Annotated in this window: 20 protein-coding genes; 10 read left to right on the top strand and 10 right to left on the bottom strand. The window is 71.0% G+C overall.

Translation table 11 applies throughout. The features are described from left to right. The first annotated feature begins 28 nt into the window (after nt 1-28). Nucleotides 29-970 carry a DMT family transporter gene (locus tag LDO26_RS08675; RefSeq protein ID WP_232130694.1) on the top strand — a complete coding sequence of 314 codons (942 nt, stop codon included), beginning with the start codon at nt 29-31 and terminating at the stop codon, nt 968-970. A gap of 189 nt (nt 971-1,159) precedes the next feature. Here the strand turns inward: LDO26_RS08675 and LDO26_RS08670 are convergent, their stop codons facing one another. Continuing rightward, nucleotides 1,160-2,242: a sensor domain-containing diguanylate cyclase gene (locus LDO26_RS08670; protein WP_232130693.1), complete on the bottom strand. Its 1,083-nt coding sequence runs from the start codon at nt 2,240-2,242 to the stop codon at nt 1,160-1,162. A 316-nt stretch (nt 2,243-2,558) separates the two neighbouring features. Here LDO26_RS08670 and LDO26_RS08665 point away from each other — a divergent pair, with 316 nt between their 5' ends. Then, complete coding sequence (locus LDO26_RS08665; protein WP_232130692.1) at nt 2,559-2,792, top strand: RNA-binding S4 domain-containing protein; 234 nt, start codon at nt 2,559-2,561, stop codon at nt 2,790-2,792. A 187-nt stretch (nt 2,793-2,979) separates the two neighbouring features. Here LDO26_RS08665 and LDO26_RS08660 read toward each other — a convergent pair whose 3' ends face one another. After that, nucleotides 2,980-3,483, bottom strand: coding sequence for a DUF4019 domain-containing protein (locus tag LDO26_RS08660; RefSeq protein ID WP_232130691.1), 504 nt, complete (start codon nt 3,481-3,483; stop codon nt 2,980-2,982). A 190-nt stretch (nt 3,484-3,673) separates the two neighbouring features. Between LDO26_RS08660 and LDO26_RS08655 the strand changes: the two genes are divergently transcribed. After that, complete coding sequence (locus LDO26_RS08655) at nt 3,674-4,234, top strand: LemA family protein (protein ID WP_232130690.1); 561 nt, start codon at nt 3,674-3,676, stop codon at nt 4,232-4,234. A gap of 11 nt (nt 4,235-4,245) precedes the next feature. Continuing rightward, nucleotides 4,246-6,003, top strand: coding sequence for a DUF2207 domain-containing protein (locus LDO26_RS08650; protein WP_232130689.1), 1,758 nt, complete (start codon nt 4,246-4,248; stop codon nt 6,001-6,003). A 47-nt stretch (nt 6,004-6,050) separates the two neighbouring features. Here the strand turns inward: LDO26_RS08650 and soxR are convergent, their stop codons facing one another. Continuing rightward, nucleotides 6,051-6,500, bottom strand: coding sequence for a redox-sensitive transcriptional activator SoxR (soxR, locus tag LDO26_RS08645; protein WP_232130688.1), 450 nt, complete (start codon nt 6,498-6,500; stop codon nt 6,051-6,053). Between the two features lie 86 nt (nt 6,501-6,586). On the opposite strand from soxR, the gene LDO26_RS08640 reads away from it, so the two are divergent. Beyond that, nucleotides 6,587-7,612, top strand: a complete 1,026-nt coding sequence (locus tag LDO26_RS08640; protein WP_232130687.1) for an NADP-dependent oxidoreductase — start codon at nt 6,587-6,589, stop codon at nt 7,610-7,612. 248 nt (nt 7,613-7,860) lie between these two features. Continuing rightward, nucleotides 7,861-9,708 (top strand): ABC transporter ATP-binding protein, encoded by a 1,848-nt coding sequence (locus LDO26_RS08635; RefSeq protein WP_232130686.1) that lies wholly within the window; start codon nt 7,861-7,863, stop codon nt 9,706-9,708. Nucleotides 9,709-9,939: 231 nt separating this feature from the next. Here LDO26_RS08635 and LDO26_RS08630 read toward each other — a convergent pair whose 3' ends face one another. The 6 genes from LDO26_RS08630 to LDO26_RS08605 all read right to left on the bottom strand — a co-directional run bounded on the left by LDO26_RS08630 (nt 9,940) and on the right by LDO26_RS08605 (nt 18,092). Beyond that, a complete protein-coding gene (locus tag LDO26_RS08630; RefSeq protein ID WP_343226167.1) occupies nt 9,940-11,199 on the bottom strand; it encodes a COG3904 family protein in 1,260 nt (419 codons plus the stop codon). Between the two features lie 148 nt (nt 11,200-11,347). Next, entirely contained in the window at nt 11,348-12,394 is a 1,047-nt protein-coding gene (locus LDO26_RS08625) for an alpha/beta fold hydrolase (protein ID WP_232130685.1), read from the bottom strand. Nucleotides 12,395-12,555: 161 nt separating this feature from the next. Next, entirely contained in the window at nt 12,556-13,215 is a 660-nt protein-coding gene (locus LDO26_RS08620; protein ID WP_232130684.1) for an SAM-dependent methyltransferase, read from the bottom strand. Continuing rightward, nucleotides 13,212-14,570, bottom strand: coding sequence for an APC family permease (locus LDO26_RS08615; protein WP_232130683.1), 1,359 nt, complete (start codon nt 14,568-14,570; stop codon nt 13,212-13,214). Before LDO26_RS08615 ends, LDO26_RS08620 begins: the two co-directional genes overlap by 4 nt. 202 nt (nt 14,571-14,772) lie before the next feature. Beyond that, on the bottom strand, nt 14,773-15,486 hold the full coding sequence (locus tag LDO26_RS08610; protein ID WP_343226166.1) for a ribonuclease H-like domain-containing protein: 714 nt from the start codon (nt 15,484-15,486) through the stop codon (nt 14,773-14,775). A 221-nt stretch (nt 15,487-15,707) separates the two neighbouring features. Beyond that, nucleotides 15,708-18,092 (bottom strand): DEAD/DEAH box helicase, encoded by a 2,385-nt coding sequence (locus tag LDO26_RS08605; RefSeq protein ID WP_232130682.1) that lies wholly within the window; start codon nt 18,090-18,092, stop codon nt 15,708-15,710. Between the two features lie 181 nt (nt 18,093-18,273). Between LDO26_RS08605 and LDO26_RS08600 the strand changes: the two genes are divergently transcribed. From LDO26_RS08600 to dbpA, 4 genes are all read left to right on the top strand, one after another. Next, entirely contained in the window at nt 18,274-18,810 is a 537-nt protein-coding gene (locus LDO26_RS08600; RefSeq protein ID WP_232130681.1) for a type 1 glutamine amidotransferase domain-containing protein, read from the top strand. A 131-nt stretch (nt 18,811-18,941) separates the two neighbouring features. Further along, the gene (locus LDO26_RS08595; protein WP_232130680.1) at nt 18,942-19,343 is read left to right on the top strand and encodes an MAPEG family protein; all 402 of its coding nucleotides are present in this window, start codon (nt 18,942-18,944) and stop codon (nt 19,341-19,343) included. A 48-nt stretch (nt 19,344-19,391) separates the two neighbouring features. Continuing rightward, nucleotides 19,392-19,760, top strand: a complete 369-nt coding sequence (locus tag LDO26_RS08590; RefSeq protein WP_232130679.1) for a hypothetical protein — start codon at nt 19,392-19,394, stop codon at nt 19,758-19,760. A 325-nt stretch (nt 19,761-20,085) separates the two neighbouring features. Next, complete coding sequence (gene dbpA, locus LDO26_RS08585; RefSeq protein ID WP_232130678.1) at nt 20,086-21,468, top strand: ATP-dependent RNA helicase DbpA; 1,383 nt, start codon at nt 20,086-20,088, stop codon at nt 21,466-21,468. 6 nt (nt 21,469-21,474) lie between these two features. Here the strand turns inward: dbpA and LDO26_RS08580 are convergent, their stop codons facing one another. Further along, complete coding sequence (locus LDO26_RS08580; RefSeq protein WP_232130677.1) at nt 21,475-21,708, bottom strand: hypothetical protein; 234 nt, start codon at nt 21,706-21,708, stop codon at nt 21,475-21,477. Nucleotides 21,709-21,895: the final 187 nt, after the last annotated feature.

Here is a 21,895-nt window from a genome sequence, read left to right as displayed (position 1 = left end):
ATGCGCGACCCGAGCACGCGCCGCGACGATGACCCCGACCACCAAGGCCTACTGGCAGATCCATTTCTGCGTGCTGCTGTGGGGCTTCACCGCGATCCTCGGCAAGCTGATCACCCTGCCCGCGCTGCCGCTGGTGTGGTGGCGGATGCTGCTGGTCGCCGGCACCCTGGCACTGGTGCCGCGGGTCTGGCGCGGGCTGCGCGCGCTGCCGCCGCGGCTATTGCTGGCCTACACCGGCGTCGGCGCGCTGGTCGCGTTGCACTGGCTGACCTTCTACGGCGCGGTGAAGCTGGCCAACGCGTCGGTGGCGGCGACCTGCATGGCGCTGGCGACGGTGTTCGTCGCGCTGATCGAACCGCTGGTCGCGCGCACCCGCTTCTCCTGGCGCGAACTCGCGCTCGGCATCGCGGTGCTCCCGGGCGTGGCGCTGGTGGTCGGCGGCATTCCCGACGGCATGCGCATCGGCGTCGCGGTCGGCGCGCTGTCGGCGCTGTTCGTCGCCTGCTTCGGATCCCTGAACAAGCGCCTGGTCGAGCACGCCGACCCGTTGACCGTGACCGCGCTGGAACTGGGCGCCGGCACGCTGACCCTGACCCTGCTCGCGCCGCTGATGCCGCTGCTGTTCCCGGCCTTCGCCGGCCCGCTGCTGGCCCTGCCCGGCCTGTACGACGCCGGCTACCTGCTGCTGCTCGCCTTCGCCTGCACCCTGCTGCCGTTCGCGCTGTCGCTGGTCGCGCTGCGGCACATGAGCGCGTTCGCCGCGCAACTGGCGGTGAACCTGGAGCCGGTCTACGCGATCGCGCTGGCGATGCTGCTGCTCGGCGAGCAGCACGAACTGTCGCCGCGCTTCTATGCCGGCGTCGCGATCATCCTCGCCGCGGTGGTGGCCTACCCGGCGCTGTCGCGGCCGCGGCGCATCGTCCACGCCGAGAACATCGGCACCGGCGAGGCGAAGCAGATCACCGACTGAACCGGCAGGCACCCGCCCGGTCGTCCCGAGCGCAGCGAGAGGCCTGCTTCATCTGCAGGCGTGCCAAAAGACAAGCAGGTCCCTCGCTGCGCTCTGGACGACAATGTGTTGAAGGCCGCGCGGCCACCGGCACTGGCAAGCTCCGCTGGCAACCGGATTCCTGCAGCCGGAGAAGACCCCGCCTCCGGCTCAGGCCGCCAGATGCACGCGGTCGCGACCGCCGCGCTTGGCCTCGTACAGCGCTTCGTCGGCGCGCGCGAACAGCGCCGCAACGTCCTCGCCGGGCTGCAGCGCGGCAACGCCGACGCTGATGGTCACCGGCAGTCCGGTCGCCGCGAACGCCAGGTCGCCGCGCAACTGGTCGCACTGCGCGACCGCGTCCCCGCCCGTGGTGTCGGCCAGCAGCCAGACGAACTCCTCGCCGCCGTAGCGGGCGACGCGGCCGCGCGCCGCGCCCCCATGCGCCCGCAGCATCTCCGCGACCGCCTGCAGCACGCGATCGCCCTCGGCATGCCCGTGCAGATCGTTGATCATCTTGAAGTGGTCGATGTCGATGACCCCGATCGCCAGCGGGCTGCCGGTCCCGGCGGCATCGCGGATCGCCGCATCGAGCGTCCTGGCGAACGCGCGCCGGTTGGCCAGGCCGGTCAGCGGATCGGTGGCCGACTGCTCGGCGAGGTCGGCGTTCTGCGATTCGAGCTCCTGCTGGTAGTGCAGCAGCTGCTGTTCGTACCAGCCGCGTTCCTCCAGTTGCAGGTGCAGTTCACGGGTGACCCGATGCATCTCCATCAGCCGCGACGCCTGCCGCGACAGCGCCTCCAGCGCGCGGCGCTGGGTCGGCGTGAGCTCGCGCGGGCGGTCGTCGACGACGCAGAACGTGCCCATCGGCAGCCCCTCCACCGACAGCAGCGGCGCGCCGGCATAGAAGCGGACCTTCATCCCGCCGGTGACCATCGGGTTGTCGCGGAAGCGCGCATCGAGCTGCGCATCGGGGACGATCATCGTGTTGCCCGGGTCGAGGATGGCGTGGGCGCAGAACGAGACGTCGCGCCCGGTCTCGGTCACGTCGATGCCGCTGGACGCCTTGAACCACTGGCGGTCGCGGTCGATCAGGCTGACCATCGCGATCGGCACGTCGCAGACCGCGGTGGCGATCGCCACCAGGTCGTCGAACGCGGCCTCGCGCGGCGTATCCAGGATGCGGTAGGCATCCAGCGTGGCCTGCCGCTCGATTTCGTTGTCGGGCCGGGGCGGCCGGGGCACAGTCAGCATCTGCGCCCGTCAGCGGTTGCTGCACGCATGTCGAGATCCATCGATGGTGGGGGGGCGACGGCACGTTGCCGCGCGCCGTCGCATGCGCTTTTTTACCCCGGACGGGGTTGCCGCACTGTGATGCGCATTCCGCGGCAACGCCGGCGGCCCGCGTACCGTGGTCTTTCCCGCCGGCCGCTGCCGGACCGAGGCCCTGCTGCTCCGCCCCGACTCGCGCGGCACCGGCGAGCACGGCCGATGCCCCATGTGCGACGCAGGCATGGCCGCCGTCGGCGGATGCGACAATGCCTGCCCACTTTTTCCACAGGCCGCCCCGATGCAGACCGTCGATTTCGAACTCGAGCGCGACCATGTCGAGCTCAACCAGTTGCTGAAGCTGGCGGGCCTGTGCGACAGCGGCGGTGCCGGCAAGGCGCTGGTCGCCAGTGGCGCGGTCCGTGTCGATGGCGCGGTCGAACTGCGCAAGACCGCGAAGATCCGCGCCGGGCAGCGGGTCGTGCTGGGCGCGACCGAGATCCACGTCGTCGCCGCGGACCCGGCCCGGACCTGATCCAGCTGGCATCCGCGGGTCCCCGGCAGCAGCGGAGCGACGACTGAGCGGTTCCCCCCCACTGCGCTCCGCAGTGCTGCTGGCTTGCTCCATCCACCAGCCGTCTCCGACGACGGATGCGCCAGCGGCGGCAGCAACGGAAAACGGCGCCCTGCGGCGCCGTTTTCCGTCTGCGACGACTGCGCGGTCAGCGCACGCTGTAGCCCGACACGCGCCAGGTGCGGTCGGAATCGAAGCGGAACGAGACCAGTTCGCGCACCGGCGCCTCCTGGTTGGCGAACGTGGTCGGCGACGCGATGTTGATGTAGATGCCCTCGGGCACCTCGGCACCGGCCGGGAACTGCGAGCGGCTGACGGTCGGCTGGCTGCGCTGGGTCGGCGCGCCCAGGCGGGTGCGGTCGGCCGAGATCTGGCGGACGAATTCCTCGCGCGGCACCGACTGCTTCATGACGTCGGATGCGCCGTCCCAGACTTCGCCGATCTGGTTGGCGTCGATCATCTGCATCACCTGCAGCGCGGCCTGGCTCATCTCCGCATCCTGGCGGGCGATCTGCGCGCGCTGCTCCGGCGTCAGTTCCGGCTGGGCGGCGGCATCCTGCTGCGGCGCGGGCTGCGGCTGGGGCTGCTGCGCAGCCACCGCGGCGCAGGAGGCGAGCAGGACAGCCGATACAGCCAGACGAAGTGTATTCATGTTTGTGACATTCCTCGCGGTGCGGATGTGAAGTGGTCCGAGTGTACGCTGCCGACGCGACCGGGCAAGTCCCGACCCGCAGGGGCAAGTTGGGTATGCTCCAGACCCCAGCCCCCGGATCCGCCGTGTCCCGTCCCGTCGCCCCCGCCCAGGACATCCGCAATGCGCCAGCCGCAATGAGGTGCCCGCAATGAGCACGAGCCTCGTTGTCCTGCTGCTCGTCGCCGCGGCACTGGCGGCCTGGGCGATCCGCACCTTCAACCGGCTGGTGCGCCTGCGCAACCAGGTCCGCACGGCCTGGGCCGACATCGACGTGCAACTGGTCCGACGCCACGACCTGGTGCCGCAGCTCGTGGCCGCCGTGCGGGGCTACGCGCAGCACGAACAGGCGACGCTGTCGCTGGTGACCGAACTGCGGACACAGGCCCTGCGCACGCAGGACCCGACCGCGCTGGGCGAGGTGGAAACCGCGCTCGGCCAGGCGGTGGGCCGGCTGCTCGCATTGCGCGAGGCCTATCCGGACCTGCACGCCAGCGACAGTTTCCTGCGGCTGCAGCAGGACCTCGTCGACGTGGAGCGGCAACTGCAGTACGCGCGCCGTTTCTACAACGGCGCGGTGCGCGACCTCAACGATGCCGTGCAGCGCTTTCCCGACCTGCTGGTCGCGCGCATCGCCGGGATCCATGCCGCCGGTTTCTTCCAGGCCGGCGACGGCACGCGCGACGCGGTCGCGGTGGGGCCGCTGGCGTGAGCGGCCTGCGCATGCGGCGTCTGCTCCCGCGGCTGCTGCCGGCAGTGCTGCTGGTCCTGGCGTTCGCGGCGCCGGCTGCGCATGCCGAGGAACGCATCCTCGCCCAGGACATCGACATCCGGGTGCTGGCCGACGGCCGCCTCGACATCACCGAGCGGATCCACGTGCGTGCCGAAGGCCGCCAGATCCGCCGCGGCATCACCCGCGACTTCCCCACGCGCTACCGCGACCGCGCCGGCAACCGCGTGACCGCCGACTTCGAAGTCGTCGAGGTGCTGCGCGACGGCGAACGCGAGCCCTGGCAGACCCGCCGCATGGCCAACGGGGTGCGCGTGGACGTGGGCGACGAGCGTTTCCTGCCGCTGCCGTCGCAGCCGGTCTACACGCTGCGCTACCGGACCTCGCGGCAGCTGGGCTTCTTCGCCGACCACGACGAGCTGTACTTCAATGCGATCGGGCTCGATGGCGCATTCCCGGTCGAGCGCGCCAGCGTGCGCGTGGAACTGCCGGCGCCGGTGCCTGTGGAGGCGATGCGGGCCGAGGCCTACACCGGCCCGTACGGCGCCGAAGGACGCGCCTACCGCATCGCGCTGTCGGCATCGGGCAGCGCGCGCTGGACGCTGACGCGCCCGCTGCAGCCGCGCGAGGGCCTGACCGTCGTCCTGGCGTTCCCCAAGGGCCTGGTGACGGCGCCGACCCGGCAGCAGCAGCTGGGCTGGCTGCTGCGCGACAACCTGGGCCTGCTGGTCGCGGTCGCCGGCCTGTTGCTGCTGCTCGGCTATTGCGTGCTGCGCTGGCGCAAGCTGGGCCGGGATCCCGCGGCGGGCACCATCGTCGTGCGCTACGACCCGCCGCCCGGATTCTCGCCGGCGGGGCTGCGCTACATGAAGCGCATGCGCTACGACGACCGCTGCTTCTCCGCCGACCTGCTGGCCTGCGCAGTCGACGACCATGTGCACATCCGCCGCGACAAGCAGGGCAAGGCGACGGTCTGGCAGGTCCAGCGCACGCGCGCCGGCGCCAACACGCTGCCGACGATGGAGCAGCGCGCGCTGCTGACCACGCTGCTGCCCGATGCCGACGACGCGCTGACGCTCGATGCGGAGCAGGCCACGCGCGTGCGCGAGGCCAGGCAGGCGCATGCCGACGCGCTGCGCCGGCGCTTCCAGCCGGCGATGTTCCGGGTCAACGGCGGCAGCGTGCTGATCGCACTGGGCATCGCCCTGCTGACCGGCGGCAGCGCGATCGTACTGGCCATCATCGGCGGCGGACTGCCGCTGACCGTGGCCGCGGTTGCGCTGATGCTGCCGGTGCTGATCGTGTTCGCGGTGCTGGTCAAGGCGCCGACGCTCGAGGGCCGGCGCCTGCTCGACGAGATCGAGGGCCTGCGCCGGTACCTGGGCGTGGCCGAGAAGCAGGACCTCAAGCGCCTGCAGGCGCCGGGAACCGTGCCGGCGCTGGATGCGACGCGCTACGAGTTCCTGCTGCCCTACGCGGTCGCGCTGGATGTCGAAGACGCGTGGACGAAGAAATTCACCGCGGCCGTCGGCGCCGCCGCCGCGGCGACCGCAGTCGCCGGCTTCCCCTGGTACGCGGGCATCCCGGTGACCGACATGGGCCGTTTCAGCCGCTCGATGGGCAACAGCCTCACCACCCGCATCGCCGCCTCGTCGATACCGCCGGGCAGCAGTTCGGGATTGAGCGGCGGCGGTGGCGGGGGCGGTTTCTCCGGCGGTGGCGGCGGAGGCGGCGGCGTGGGCGGCCGCTGACGCGGCAATCCCCTGCGCCAGCGAACAGGCGCCCCGCCCTACGCGCCTCAGGTTTCCAGATAGCGCGCGCCCGGCCCTTCGCTGCCGGCCTCGTCGCCGGGATTGCGCAAGGGACAGGCCTTGAGCGACAGGCAGCCGCAGCCGATGCAGCCGTCGAGCTGGTCGCGCAGTTTGGTCAGCTGCGCGATCCGTGCGTCCAGGTCGCCGCGCCAGCGCCGCGACAGCCGGCTCCAGTCGGCCTGGGTCGGCGTACGCGCGTCGGGCAGCGTCTCCAGGGCCTCGCGGATCGCCGCCAGCGGAATCCCGGCGCGCTGCGCGACCTTGACCACGGCGACCCGCCGCAGCACGTCGCGCGCGTAGCGGCGCTGGTTGCCGGCATTGCGCACGCTGTGGATCAGGCCCTCGCGCTCGTAGAAATGCAGCGCCGACACCGCGACACCGCTGCGCGCGGACACGTCGCCGACCGAAAGCGGATGCGGATCGCCGTGCGTCTTCATCGCCCACCTGTTGACCTCAACATTTGTTGAGGTTCTACCCTGTGCGCCGATCCCGTGCAAGCCGCACGACATTCCAGGAGATGCCGATGTCCCTAGACGCCATGTCCCCATCGCCCGCACCCGCGCCCTGGCCCCGGGACGAGGATGCGGACGCCGAGACCATGCTGGCGATGAGCTTCAGCCGCTTCGGCGGCGACGACGTCCTCGCCGCGGCGGAACTGCCGATTCCGCGCCCGGGCCCGGGACAGGTGCTGGTGCGGGTGCTGGCGGCCGGCGTGGGCCACTGGGACGTGCTCGAGCGCGAGGGCGTATTCGCCGCGCGTAGCGGCCAGCCGCTGCTGGTCCCGCACGTTCCCGGCGCCGAGGGCGCCGGCACGGTGGTCGAGGTCGGTGCCGGGGTGCACGATTTCCGCGAAGGCGACCGGGTCTGCGGCCTGGTGCCGCTGCGCAATCCCAGGTGCGGCTTTCATGCCCAGTTCGTGGTGCTCGACGCCGACCACGTCTGGCCGGTCCCGTCGCGGCTGTCGCTGCCGCAGGCCGCGGCGATGCCGGTCGACGCGGCGCTGGCGATGCAGGGCATCGACGCGGCGCTGATGGTCGGCAAGGGCGATGCGCTGCTGGTGCTGGGCGCCAGCGGCGGCATCGGCCACATGGCGCTGCAGTTCGCCCGCCAGCGCGGCGCGCGGGTGCTCGCGGTCGCGTCCGGTGCGGACGGACAGGCGCTGTGCGAACGGCTGGGCGCGGACATGGCCATCGATGGCCGCCGGCACAATCTCGCCGCCGCGCTGCGCATCTTCGCGCCGGACGGCCTCGACGCGGCGCTGCTGACCGCCGAAGGTCCGCTGACCGCGACGATCGTCGACGCATTGCGTCCCGGCGGCCGCGTCGCCTGGCCGCACGGGGTCGCGGATCCGCCCGCGCGCGGCGACATCGCCGCCGTCGCCTTCGGCATGCGCCACGACGCGCAGACGATGCGCGCGGTGCGGCGGGCGATCGACGCCGGCCCGTTCCACCTGCATGTCTCGCGGCGCTTCCCGCTGCAGCGGCTTGCCGAGGCGCAACAGGCCGTCACCGCGCATCACCTCGGGAGAATCGTGCTGGACGTCCCGTAGGTCGGCGCTACGCCGCCGACGCGGACGTTGCCGGAAAAATCCCGTCGGCCGCGCAGCGCCGACCTGCGCAACGGGTAGGTTTCCACTGTCCATGCGCCGGGGATCCGGCGGGCGTCGCGACATCCGCGACCGCGATCCCGGACAATAGCCACCCGCACGGACGCGCGGCACCTGCATATATCCGCCCCCGCGTCCCCGCACGCGCGCCATCCATCGGCGCGCCCGCTCCTCCATTGACTGGATTCCCCATGCTCCGCTGGTTTGAAAACAGAGTCGACCCGTTCCCGCCCGCACCCCCGACCCAGCCGCCGACCACGCTGTTCGCGTTCTGCATGCACTATGTGTGCGGCAGCGGCAGATGGCTGCTGCTGATGGCGGCGGTAACGGCCGCGATCGCGGTCGCCGAAGTCGCGCTGTACGCCTATGTCGGCTCGCTGGTCGACCGGCTCGGCGCGACCACGCCGGCCACCTTCCTGGAAAGCGAAGCGACGCGCCTGATCGGCATGGCGCTGCTGGTGCTGGTCGGGCTGCCGCTGCTGACCCTGCTCAGCTCGCTGGTCATCCACCAGACGCTGCTCGGCAACTTCCCGATGCGCATCCGCTGGAACGTGCACCGCTACCTGCTGCGCCAGTCGATGAGCTACTTCCAGGAGGAGTTCGCCGGGCGCATCGCGACCAAGCTGATGCAGACCTCGCTGGCGGTGCGCGAGACGGTCATCAAGCTGCTCGACGTCGGCAACTACGTGCTGGTCTACCTGACCAGCGCACTGGTCGTCGCCGCGGCCGCCGACTGGCGGATGATGCTGCCGTTCCTCGGCTGGGTGACCGGCTACGCGCTGCTGATGTGGCGGTTCGTGCCGAAGATCAGCCGCGTATCCGAAGAACAGGCCGACGCGCGCTCGGTGATGACCGGGCGCATCGTCGACAGCTACACCAACATCGCCACGGTCAAGCTGTTCTCGCATTCGCGTCGCGAGCAGGCCTATGCCCGCGATGCGATGGACGGCTTCCTCGACACCGTGCACCGGCAGATGCGCCTGGTGACGGTGATCAACGTCTGCAACTACACGTTGAACATGCTGCTGCTGGCCTCGGTGACCGCGCTGGGCCTGTGGCTGTGGCACGGCGGCGTCATCAGCGCCGGTTCGATCGCCGTCGCCATCGCGCTGGCGCTGCGCATGCTGGGCATGTCGCAGTGGATCATGTGGGAGCTGTCGGCGCTGTTCGAGAACATCGGCACGGTGCGCGACGGCATCAACTCGATCTCGCTGGCGGCGACCGTCGACGACGCCCCCGACGCGCCGGCGCTGGGCCACGTCGACGGCGACATCCGCTTCGAGCACGTGGACTTCCACTACGGCCAGCAGGGCCGCAGCGTCATCGAGGACCTCAACCTGCACGTGCGTCCCGGCGAGAAGATCGGCCTGGTCGGCCGTTCCGGCGCCGGCAAGTCGACGCTGGTCAACCTGCTGCTGCGCTTCTACGACCGCGAATCCGGCGTGATCCGCATCGACGGCACCGACATCGCGACGGTCACCCAGGACTCGCTGCGCGCGCAGATCGGCATGGTCACCCAGGACACCTCGCTGCTGCACCGCTCGGTGCGCGAGAACATCCTCTACGGCCGTCCGGACGCCAGCGAGGCGGAGATGCTCGACGCCGCACGCCGGGCCGAGGCGCACGAGTTCATCCTCACCCTCAGCGACGCCAAGGGCCGCACCGGCTACGACGCGCACGTCGGCGAGCGCGGCGTCAAGCTGTCGGGCGGTCAGCGCCAGCGCATCGCGATCGCGCGGGTGCTGCTGAAGAACGCGCCGATCCTGGTGCTCGACGAGGCGACCTCGGCGCTGGATTCCGAGGCCGAGGCCGCGATCCAGGAGAACCTCTACCGGCTGATGGAGGGCAAGACCGTCATCGCGATCGCGCACCGGCTGTCGACGATCGCGGCGATGGACCGGCTGATCGTCATGGACCATGGCCGCATCGTCGAGGAAGGCACGCACGAGGCGCTGATTGCCGGCGACGGCGTCTACGCCAGCCTGTGGCGGCGGCAGTCGGGTGGATTCATCTCCGACGACGCGGCCTCGCCGGCATAACCGCGCCGGGAATCGCTCGCGGCGATTCCGGGGTCTTCGCCGGTTCCGGGGTGCCTTGTGCGTAGGTCGGGGCAACGCCCCCGAGGCCGGAACCCCGGTCAGGCCGTGTCGGGCGGATCCCCCGATGCCCCGCGAACCCGAACGCCGCGCGCGTCGGTCGCGTGGGGCCGACCTACGCAGGTCGGGGCGGCACCGCGCCCGGTCGGACCACGTATCGCGCGCAAACGCGCGTCAGTCGTCCGCGGCGGAGGCCTCGGCGTCGGAACGTGCGTCGTCGGAGCGCGTCTCGCCGGCCTGGCCCGTGCTGTCCGCGCTGCGACGGCCTTTTCCCGGAACAGGCGGCACCGCCGCGCCCGGCGGCGCGGTCGAAGGGGCGGCCTTGCGCAGCAGGGCTTCGAGCTCCAGGCGGGTGGCGTTGCTGGCCGCCTCGTGCATCTGGCCGACCAGGTCGAACTCCGACAGCGGACTCTCGGCCGGGCAGGTCTCGTCGGGGAAGCCGAACGTGCCGCGCAACTCCAGGCCGCAGGTGTTCATCGATTCGACGTCGGTCTCAGGGGTGTTGCAGCGCGCATCGAACGCCCGCACGAAGGCGTCACGGCGGGCGACGAAATCCTGTCCGCACTTGCGCATCAGCCGCAGCCGGTCGAGGTCGTCCTGGGCCGGATTGACGCCGTCCAGCCCGTAGAGCTTGAGCTCGTCGGCGGTCAGGATGCGCAGGCTGCGGTTGGGCACCGCCATCATCAGGTCGGCGACCGCGACCGCCGCGCCGTTGCGCTCCAGGTAATCGCGGACGCGGCCGTAGACCGCACGCAACTCGCGGTTGAGCTCGGCGCGTGTGGCCGCGGACGAGCTCATGCGGATGATGCGGTGGATGCCGACGCGACCACCGATCAGGCGGTTGTCGCCGCCGGCCAGCACGAACACACAGGCGCTGTGGCAGACCGCGCCCTCGCGCACCCAGATCGTCCAGCCCGATTCGGCGATGGCGTCTCCGGCGCGGATCGCCTCCTCGACCATGCCGCCGCTGGAATCGATGTCGAGCACGCGCTTGTCGATCGACAACTCGTCGGAGACGACCGCCAGGCGCTGCATCAGCTGGGTGAACTGCTGCGTGACCCGGCCCTTGAAGCGGACCCGGACCACGCCGCGTTCGGCGCACTGCGACAGCAGCGCGGTCAGCGCCTCGTGTTCGAGATCCTGCAACGGCTCGCCGTCGCCGTGGGTGGCGTAGTCGAGTTCGCAGCTGACCGACGCGTTGCCGTCACGCAGCGTCAACGGCGACCAGTCGACCTCCTCCTCCGCCGGCGTGGCCGGCGCGGGTGCCGGTGCCTGCTCCATCTCCTCGACCGGCGCGGTACTCAGGGCGCCGCCCTCCTCCGGGCTGGCGACCTCGACCGTCTCGACCGGCGCGGCCGTTTCCTCGGCCGGCCGCTGGCAGGCGACGGCCGACAGGCAGACGGTCAACAGCAGGCTCAGGCGCCATTTCGACATGGAAAACCAGCAGCGGAAAGGGAAAAAAGCGCGACCGGAGTCCCACCGGCCGCAATGCGATCCAGTGTAGGGCTTGCCCGGATTCGCAGTCGAATGCCGAATGAACACCGCCGGCCGCACTGCCGGGTGGTGGGCGATGCCGCAAGGCCTATTCTCCGCCCTCGAGTCCGCGCAGCAGTGCGGCATGGAACGCCTCCGGCGCCTCGACCTGCGGCGAGTGCCCGAGCGCGGGAAACTCGACCAGGTTCGCACCGGGGATCGTTTCCGCCGCGCGCCGGCCCAGCACCGGGTAGTCGCCCAGCCGCTGTGCGATGGCCTCGGGCGCACGGTTGGCACCGGGCGCGGTGCGGTCCTTGCCGCCGATCAGCAGCAGCGTGGGCACGCGCAGCCGCGGAAACTCGTGCACGACCGGCTGGGTGAACACCATGTCCGAGGTCTGCGCCTGGTTCCACGCGACGATCTCCCGGTCCGGTCCGGCGTACATGCCGGCCAGCATCATCACCCAGCGGTCGTAGGCCGGGGCCCAGCGGCCGTTGTAGTAGAACTTCGTCTGGTAGGCCTTGATGCTGTCGAACGTGGTCCCGCGCTCGCCTTCGGCCAGCTGGTCGATCGTGGCATAGGGCACGCCTTCAGCCTGCCAGTCCTCGAGACCGATCGGATTGACCAGCACCAGCTGCGACACCGCATCGGGATACATCAGGGCGTAGCGGGTCGCCAGCATCCCGCCCATCGAATGGCCGATCAGCGTTGCCTGCCGCACGCCCAGCGCCGCCAGCAGTCCGTGGGTGTTGTCGGCGAGCTGCGCGAACGAGAACTGGTAGCCGTGCGGCTTGGTCGATGCGCAGAAACCGACCTGGTCCGGCGCGACCACCCGCCAGCCGGCATCGACCAGCACGGCGATCGTCGCCTCCCAGGTCGCGCCGCAGAAGTTCTTGCCGTGCAGCAGCACCGCGGTGCGGCCGTTGTCGCGTGCGGCATCGGGACGCACGTCCATGTAGGCCATCGACAGGGCCTGCCCCTGCGACTGGAACGCATGCTGCCGCCGCGGATGTGGATACTCGAATGCCGACAGCGTGCCGTCGTAGGCGGGCGCCGTATCGCGGGCCGCCACGGGCAGCGCAGCGATAGCGGTGGCGGCGGCAAGCCACAGTGCCGGGAACGGGAGGCGAAAGGCGGGGTGTTCGCGTGCTGGCATGCGGTCGGTCTCCGTCTCGTGCGGTCACTCGTGTGACCAGCGCAGGCAAGTATGCGGCGGCAATGCGGCCGGGACGAGGACGACGTGCATGTCCCCGCGCCCGGCCCGCGCGGGTGGTGGCCGGTACACGCGGGCCGCGTGCACCAGCCACATGCAGACGGTCAGCGTTCGGGCACGGTCCACAGGAAGATGCGGGTACCGTCGATGGTCTCGGTCGCCTCCGGTTCCCAGTGGCCGGCCATGTCGAAGGCATGGCTGACGATGCGCGTACCCGGCTGCAGTTCCGCGAGCAGCTTCGGCCGCAGCTTCACGTTGAGGCTCTGCAGCAGGTACAGCGTGACCACCGTCGCCTCGCTGATGTCGGACTCGAACAGGTCCGCCTCCTTGAATGTCACCAGATCGGTGACGCCCGCGCGCTCGGCATTGGCGTTGGCCTCGCGCACCCGCACCGGGTTGATGTCGATGCCGACGCCGCGCACGCCGAAACGCTGGGCCGCCGCGATCGGGATGCGGCCGTCGCCCGACCCGAGGTCGTAGAGCACGTCGCCCTCGCCGACCTTCGCCAGATTGAGCATCGCGTCGACCACCGGCTCGGGCGTCGGCACGTAGATGACGTCCGGTTCGCGCGCCGGCGCCGGCGCGCCCTCGGCGAACGGGGAATCGGGACCGATCTCCGCGGTGACCGTCGGCGTGGTCGCCAGGTCGTCGGCAGGCGCGGCGGCCGCCGCCTCGCCATCGTAGGCGTTGACGGCCTGGTCGGCACAGGCAAGCAGCAACGGGACGCAGATGGCGGCGGCGATCAGGGCTTTCGATGTCTTCATGGCAACGACTCCTCGTTTCGGATGGCGGGTTGGAACCACAGCAGCAGCAACGCACCGATGCCCAGCACCGCGACGCCGACCAGCGCACCGCGGCCCGTGTAGGCAAGGCTGGAGTACAGCAGATACGCGCTGGTGGCGCAGAACAGCAGCGGCAGCACCGGGAACAGCGGCACGCGGAACGGCCTCGGCAGGTCGGGATCGCGCCGACGCAGCACGAACAGCGAAATCCCCACCAGCAGGAAGAACAGCCAGAACACCGGCGCGGTGTATTCGACCGCGACCTCGAAGCCATCGCGGGCGAACGCGCCCAGCCCGACCAGCGCCAGGGCCAGTCCGCCCTGGGCCAGGATCGCGGCGCGCGGCGTGCCGCTGCGCGCGTCCCAGCGGCCGATGAAGTCCAGCGCGGGAAAGTCGCGCCCGACCGCGTAGACGCTGCGCGCGCCGGTGATCAGCGTGGCGTTGGCCGAGGTCAACGCCGCGGCGACCACGATCACGCTCATCAGCACCGCACCGGTGGGACCGAACACGCGGCCCATGACTTCGGCGGCGACCGCGTGATGCTCGGCCATGCCGCCGAGGCCGAGCACGCGCAGGTAGGCCAGGTTCACGAGCACGTACAGCGCCGCGATCGCGATCAGGCTCAGCACCAGCACGCGCGGCATCCACTTGCGCGCGTCGCGAACCTCGGACGTGACATAGACCGCCTCGTTCCAGCCACCGTAGGTCAACAGCACGAACACCAGGATCAGCCCGATCGCACTGTCGCCGCCGCTGCCCGGCACCGGCGCGATGTCGGGCGGCGCCAGCAGCAGGCCGGCGACGACGATGACCAGCACGCCGACGATCTCGGCGACGGTCAGCCAGGTCTGCACCGCCGTGCCCTGGCGGGTGCCGATCCAGTTGATCGTGGTCAGCGCGACCACCGCCATCGCCGCATACAGCGCGGGCGACCATGGGCCGATGTCGAGCAGCTGCGCCATGTAGTCGCCGACGATGAACGACAGCAGCGCGATCGAACCGGTCTGGATCACCGACACCCGGGCCCATGCGAACAGGAATCCTAGGCGCGGCCCGTACGCGCGGCGCAGGTAGTTGTAGTCGCCACCGGCCTGCGGGTACGTCGTCGCCAGCTCCGCGTAGCACAGCGCCCCGACGATCGACAACGCACCGCCAGCGACCCACGCCAGCAACATCACCAACTCGCTGCCCGACGCGCCGGCGATCAACGACGGCGTGCGGAAGATGCCCGCGCCGACGACGATGCCGATGGTGATCGCGAACGCATCGCGCGCACGCAGGGTCGCGCGTGAAAGTACCGCTTCGGCCGGCGAAGGCCGCCGTTCGCGTGCGTCCATGGGGCTCCGGGTTGCTGGCGGGCGGAAGCGACGACTGCCCCCGGCACTCGGGACAACCGGCCCGCCCGATTGAAACATCGCCGCAATTCCGATCGTGTGAACACCTTGCGACGGTTGCCCCGCGACATCCCGGGATTCTTCGCGCGGGACGGGCTTCCTTCCCGGAACGTCGCGGCAGGAACGCGGCGGACCGGATCCGGCGCTATGCCTCGTCGCGCATCGCCTCGAGCACGCCGAACAGGCTGCGCAGGTCCTGCGCGTTGTGCAGGCCGACGCGGCGCAGCTTGTCGGCGCTACCGCCGCGCAGGTAGGCGAGCCATGCGCCCGGCGCCTCGCTGCCGGGCAGGTCGTCCTCGCGCAGCACGCCGAGCAGTTCGCGCTCCACCGTCGCGAGCCTGCAGTTGGCCCAGACGCCGCGGTAGCGCCGGCGCACCGGGTGCAGCAGGTCGACGTGACGCAGCTCGGGCAGCGGATCGCGCAGCCGCGCAAGCCGGTAGCGCGTGGACAGCAGCGGCCGGTCGTAGCTGCGACCGTTGTAGCTGACCAGCACCGTCGCCGGCGACAGCCAGCCGGCGAAGGTGCGCAGCATCGCGCCCTCGGCGCCGAGCGTGGTCATGCACAGCTGGCGCAGGCGCAGGCCGCCATCCCGGAAATCGGCGGCGCCGATCATGAAGGCGCGCGTGCCGGTGCCGCCGGCAAGACCGGTGGTCTCGGTGTCGAACGCCAGCAGGTCGGCGCGACGCGCGGTGTCGTGGCGGATGTCGTGCAGCGACAGCACGTCGTCGTCATGCGGCCACGGCGTCCACTGTTCCAGGTAGCGCAGGCCCGGCGCGATCTCCTCGCCCGGCAGCACGCGGTCGACAGGGCCGACGACGCGCTGCGCGACCGGGACGCGCAGGCGCATCAGCTTGCGCAACTGGGCGACGACTTCCTCCGGCGAGCGGCCGGCATCGGCCGATGTGCCGATCCGGCCTGAAACCCGTAGGTCGGGGCCACGCCCCCGACACGACATTTCCCGGCATGCAGGAGCGTCGGGGACATGGCCCCGACCTACACCGAGTGGCTGGGCTGGTGTCGGGACGGTCGTCGTCGTACCCGCCTGCGCGCGCAGCAGGCCGAGCCGCTTGGCAAGCCCGCTCATGCCGCGGCCAGCAGTGCGATGACGCGCGCGGCGAGTTGTTTCGGGGTCTGCTGCTGCGCTTCCTCGGCGGCGAGGATCGGCCCGACGCAGGCCGGGCAGCCGGCGCGACAGCTGCAGCCGTCGATCAGCGCGGCCGCCTGCGCCAGCAGTTCGTCGCGCCGCTCGTACAGCGGCGCCGACAGGCCGACGCCGCCGGGATAGTTGTCGTAGAGATACAGCGTCGGCGCGAACCGGCCCAGCAGTTCGATCGGGGTGCTGGCGCCGTCGCCGTCCCGCAACTGGCCGCGGCCGCGGGTGTCGGCGGTGGCGAACCAGCTGCCGTCGCCGCTGCCGACCGCCTTCTGCAGGTCGCGGCTCTCGGCCATCACCGCGACCTGCGCGACCAGGTGCAGCGCGTACGACGCGCCGAGGAAGCCATCGAGCGCCTCGTGCCTGGCGTCGAACGCGGCGTCCAGCGCGGCCTGCGGCAGCTGCCACCAGACCGCGCTGGTGTGCAGCTCCTGGTCGGGCAGGTTGACCGGGCCGTAGCCGATGTTCTCGTGGGTGTGGAAGCGGATCTTCTTGTAGCCCGACACGCGCCGCACGACATGCACCTCGCCCAGGTGCGCGCTGCCCTGCCCGGCATCGGCCTGCTCGGCGTCGTCCAGCACTTTCAGCTTGGTGTAGTCGATCGCGTCGGTGTAGTAGTCGACGCGGGTGCGGGTGACGTAGGCCTTGCGGCCCTCCCAGTCGAGGCGCTCCACCTGGAACGGCTCGGACTGGATCATGTGGATCGCGCCCTCGTACAGCGTCAGCGCGGCGGCCGAGTAATCGACCTCGGCGATGATCGTCTGGCGGCCGTCGGTACGGTCGACGACGACGAAGTTGCCGTCGGCGACCGAGCGCAGGTTCACCGCCTGCGCCGGGTAGCTGTCGGCGATCCACTCCCAGCGGTCGCCCTCGTGGTGCAGCACGCCGGACTCGGCCAGCACCTCGAGCCACGGCGCCGGCGCGACCGGGCCGAAACCGTCGCCGTCGACGAACGGCAGCTCGAACGCCGCGCAACGGATGTGGTCGAGCAGGATCAGCGGCTGGTCGGGCTCGATCCGGGCGTGCTCGGGATTGGCGTCGGCGAAGAATTCCGGGTGGCGCACCACGTACTGGTCCATCGGCTCGGAGCTGGCGACCAGTACGCCGACCGACGGCTGCTGCCGGCGCCCGGCGCGGCCGAAGCGCTGCCAGGTCGCCGAGATGCTGCCCGGATAGCCGTTGAGCACGACCACGTCGAGGCTGCCGATGTCGACCCCGAGCTCGAGTGCCGAGGTGCTGACGATGCCGTCGATGGCGCCCGCGCGCATGTCGCGCTCGGCGGCGCGGCGCTCGGTCGGCAGGTAGCCGCCGCGATAGGCGCGGATGCGCCGCGGCTTGCGCGGGTCGTGGTCGAAGACCTCCTTCAGGTACTTGGTCAGCACCTCGACCATCAGCCGGGTCTGGCAGAACACCAGGGTCTTGAGCCCGGAGCGGATCGCCAGCCGCGCGATGCGGTTGGACTGCGAACGCGCCGACGCGCGCAGGCCTAGGTCCGGGTTCACCACCGGCGGGTTCCACAGCAGGATGTGCTTGTCGCCGCGCGGCGCGCCGCCGTCCTCGATCGCCTCGATGGCATCGTCCGGCGCCTCGATCAGCGCGCGGCCGTGCGCGCGCGCATTGCCGATCGTCGCCGAGCACAGGATGAACTGCGGCGCGATGCCGTAGAACGCGCACACGCGCTTGAGCCGGCGGATCACGTTGGCCACGTGCGAGCCGAACACGCCGCGGTAGGTGTGGATCTCGTCGATGACGACGTAGCGCAGGTTCTCGAAGAACTGCGCCCATTTGGTGTGATGCGGCAGGATCGCCTGGTGCAGCATGTCGGGGTTGCTGACGACGATGTCGCCGTTGACCCGGATCGCCTGGCGCGCGTCGCCGGGCGTGTCGCCGTCGAACGTCGCCGCGCGCAGGCCCAGCTGTCCGGCGTTGTTGAGTTCCAGCAGTTCGGCCACCTGGTCCTGCGCCAGCGCCTTGGTCGGAAACAGGTACAAGGCTTTACTGCGCGAGGAAATTGCCGCCGAGAGCACCGGCAGCGTGTAGCACAGCGACTTGCCGGATGCGGTCGGCGTGGCGACGACGACGTGGCGGCCGGCCTGCGTCGCGGCCCAGGCCTGCGCCTGGTGGCTGTAGAGCCGCTCGATGCCACGTGCGCGCAGCGCGTTCGCCAGCGCCTCGGGCACGTCGCCGGGCATCGGGGCATAGCGGCCTTCCTGGCCCGGCAGCAGCAGGTTGCCGGTCACGCGCCCCGGGTACTTGGCGGCCAGCTTCGTCGCCAGCGTGGTGCCGCCGCCGGTCGTCGCCAGCGCCTGCACGGGTTTGAGGATCGCGTTCAGGGTCGGCTCCGGCGCAGGGAAAACGGGGCGCGACTGTGCCCGCGAGGCGTCTCACGGGACGAGACTGGACGGCGGGCATCGGCCACGTGCCGACCGCTTCACCGCGCTCCAACGCGCGGACGCCTAGCCTCGACGCTTCCCCATCTGCAGGACATCCACCATGTCGAACCTCAACGGCAGGAAGATCGCGATCCTCGCCTCCGACGGCTTCGAGCAGTCGGAACTGGAAAAGCCGCTGGCCGCGCTGCGCCAGGCCGGCGCCACGGTCCAGGTCATCAGCCCGGACGGCAAGTCGATCCGCGGCTGGAAGGACAAGAACTGGGGCGACCCGGTCGATGCCGACCTCGCGCTGGCCGACGCCGACGCCGCCAGCTACGACGCGCTGGTGCTGCCCGGTGGCGTCATCAATCCCGACACCCTGCGACGCAACCCCGACGCAGTCGCCTTCATCCAGGCCGTCGGCAAGTCCGGCAAGCCGGTCGCGGCGATCTGCCACGGGCCATGGCTGCTGGTCGAGGCCGGACTGGCCAAGGGCCGCAAGGTCACGTCGTGGCCGTCGCTGAAGACCGACCTGGCCAACGCCGGCGGCCAGTGGGAGGACGCCGAGGTCGTCGTCGATGGCAACATCATCACCAGCCGCAAGCCCGACGACATTCCGGCCTTCAACGCCGCGATCGAGAAGGCGCTCGCGGACTGAGAAGCCGAGCGTCATTTACCCGCCTGCGACTGCCGCCGAACGCCCGACGATGCTTTTGCTACGGCGTTCGATCCACTCTCGACCTCTGACCGCCCGCGCGTCCATCAGCCAATCCCCCGGAGACCACCGCGATGCCGCCCGAATTCCCGCTCGAACTGCAGATGCTGGCCTGGTCCATCGCACTCGGGCTGGTCCATGTGCTGGTCGCTGCCGGCTGCGCGACGTGGCAACGCGGCATCGGCTGGAACGCAGGCAACCGGGACGGCGACGCCGCGCCGCTGACCGGCGTCGCCGTGCGCACCGCGGCCGCCAGCCGCAATTTCCTCGAGACCTTTCCGTTCTTCGCCGCCGCGGTGCTGGCGGTCGTGTTCAGCGACCGCGGCGGCGCCGACACCGCGCTCGGCGCGCAACTCTACTTCTGGGCGCGCGTGGCGTATCTGCCGGTCTACGCGATCGGCATTCCCTACCTGCGCTCGGCGATCTGGCTGGTCTCGCTGTGGGGCCTGCTGCAGGTGCTGTGGGCCCTGTTCTGACTGCGTTGCGACCATGCGCGTACCTCTCGTGGCCGCGCGCACGTTGCCATGGCCGCGCTGCGCTACGGCGATGAATGCGCGTCATGCGATCGTGTCATCGCACGCATCGAAAATGTCATCAATATCGCGCATCCGTTTCACCGGAATACAACGGAAAGCGACGTACCCTGCGCGTCCGAATTCCAAGCACGTATCCGGACCGCCATGCGCAATATCGAACCCGACCGCAATCTCGTGATCGCACTCGGCCGCAATGCGCGCGCGTCCTATCCGGGCCGCTCGTGGGAGGAGATCGAACCGGTGCTGCGCAGCTCGTGGGAGTTCGATGCCCGGCTCCATGCCTGGCGCGACGTGCGCGCCGCGGTGCACGCCGTCTGGCAAGGCGGCGACAACGCAACGGCCGCGACGCGCGGCTGAACCGGGACGTCTTTTCCGGGCCGTAACACGACCCCGTAACACGGCGAAAAACGGATCTTTCCGGCTCCCGAAATTCCTCGATCGCAGGTCGGGGCAACGCCCCCGACGCCGGTATGCGCGGTCAGCCCGCTGGGACCGCCCCCATGACATCTCTCGAATCCGGCCGCCGGGCACGTCGGCCGCGCGGGGCCGACCTACGCGGGATCGGGGCGGGCGCCCTGCACAGGCTCCCGGCAGCATGCGCCGACGCCGGCCCGTCTCCGTTGCCGTTGTCTGATGACCGGCCAAACGGGCGCCGCATGCCCGATGCTGCGATCATGGCGGAATGACCAGCCCCGCTACGTTCGCCACCCTCTCCCTTCCGCCCGCGCTGCTGCAGGGCATCGACGCACTCGGCTACACCGCCATGACGCCGGTGCAGGCGCAGGCGCTGCCGGCAATCCTCGCCGGCCGCAACGTCATCGCCCAGGCACCGACCGGCAGCGGCAAGACCGCGACCTTCGGGCTCGGCCTGCTGCGCGACATCGACGCGACCGCGGTGCGTACCCAGGCGCTGGTGCTGTGCCCGACCCGCGAACTCGCCGACCAGGTCGGCGGCCAGCTGCGCCGGCTCGCGGTCGCGGTCCCCAACCTCAAGGTCTCGGTGCTGTGCGGCGGCATCCCGCTGGGGCCGCAGCTCGCCTCGCTGGCGCATGCGCCGCATGTCGTCGTCGGCACGCCCGGCCGCATCCAGGAACTGGCGAAGGACGGTGCCCTGCAGCTCGGCGGCGTGCGGGTGCTGGTGCTGGACGAGGCCGACCGCATGCTCGACATGGGCTTCGAGGACGCGATCCGCGACATCGTCAAGCGCGTGCCGAAGGATCGCCAGGGCCTGCTGTTCTCGGCGACGTTCCCCGACCCGATCCGCAAGCTCGCCACCGCGATGCTGCGCGATCCGGTCGAGGTCAGCATCGACGAGGCCAGCCGCGCGTCGACGATCGCCCAGCACTTCTTCGAGGTCGAGCCCACGCGCCGCATGCCGCTGCTGGCCGCGCTGCTGCTGCGCTACCGGCCGGTGTCGTGCGTGGTGTTCTGCAACATGCGCCGCGACGCCGACGAGGTCGCGGGCTCGCTGCAGCACTACGGATTCGACGCGCTGGCGCTGCACGGCGACATGGAACAGCGCGACCGCGACGAGGTGCTGGTGCGTTTCGCCAACCGCAGCTGCAGCGTGCTGGTGGCCAGCGACGTCGCCGCGCGCGGGCTCGACGTCGACGACATCGGCGCGGTCGTCAACTACGAGCTGCCGACCGACGTCGACACCTACCTGCACCGCATCGGCCGCACCGGGCGCGCCGGTCGCGACGGTCTGGCGCTGAGCCTGTGCAGCCCGCGCGAACTGCCGCGCGCGCATGCGATCGAGGAACGCCTGGGCGCGCCGCTGCGCTGGGAGAAACTGCTGCCCCTGTCGGGCAGGGCGGCGGACGTGCCGCCCGCGGCGATGGTCACGCTGCGCATCGACGCCGGCCGCGGCGACAAGCTGCGCCCCGGCGACATCGTCGGCGCGCTGACCGGCGATGCCGGCCTGCCCGGCGATGCGGTCGGGAAGATCGGCATCTTCGCCACCCGCAGCTATGTCGCCATCGCCCGCCGCCACGCCGACCAGGCGCTCGCCGGGCTGCGCGCCGGCAGGATCAAGGGGCGCAGGTTCCGGGTGAACCGGCTGTAGGGCCCGTCAGCCCGCGCGCCGGTACAGCGCCGCGTTGATGCACGCGAACACGCTGACGACGAACCAGCCGAACGGAAACAGCGACAGCGTCAGCACCCAGGTCAGCGCGCCGGCGATGCAGGCGACCAGGAACCACAGGATCGCCGACAGCAGGCGCCCCTGCACCAGCTGGCCGAGGCCGGGAACGATGAAGCTGCAGATCGCGGCGATGACGTTGCCGGCAGAACCCTGTCCGCTCATGGTGTCGATGCTCCGATGGGTCGTGGATGCCGATGATGTGGCGGCGGATGCCCGCCGATCAAGCTGGATACCCCCGTGAAGCAGGCGCCGGCACCGGGGCGCGCGTCTTCCCCCGTCGTTCTCCGGCGCCGGACCGGCGTCCCGGGGCACGCATCGCGCGGCGGCAACCCCGTTGCGCCCCACGGCC

The sequence above is a fragment of the Proluteimonas luteida genome (assembly GCF_021191695.1).
GTDB lineage: Bacteria > Pseudomonadota > Gammaproteobacteria > Xanthomonadales > Xanthomonadaceae > Luteimonas > Luteimonas luteida.
This window is presented reverse-complemented; position numbering and strand designations above follow the sequence as displayed.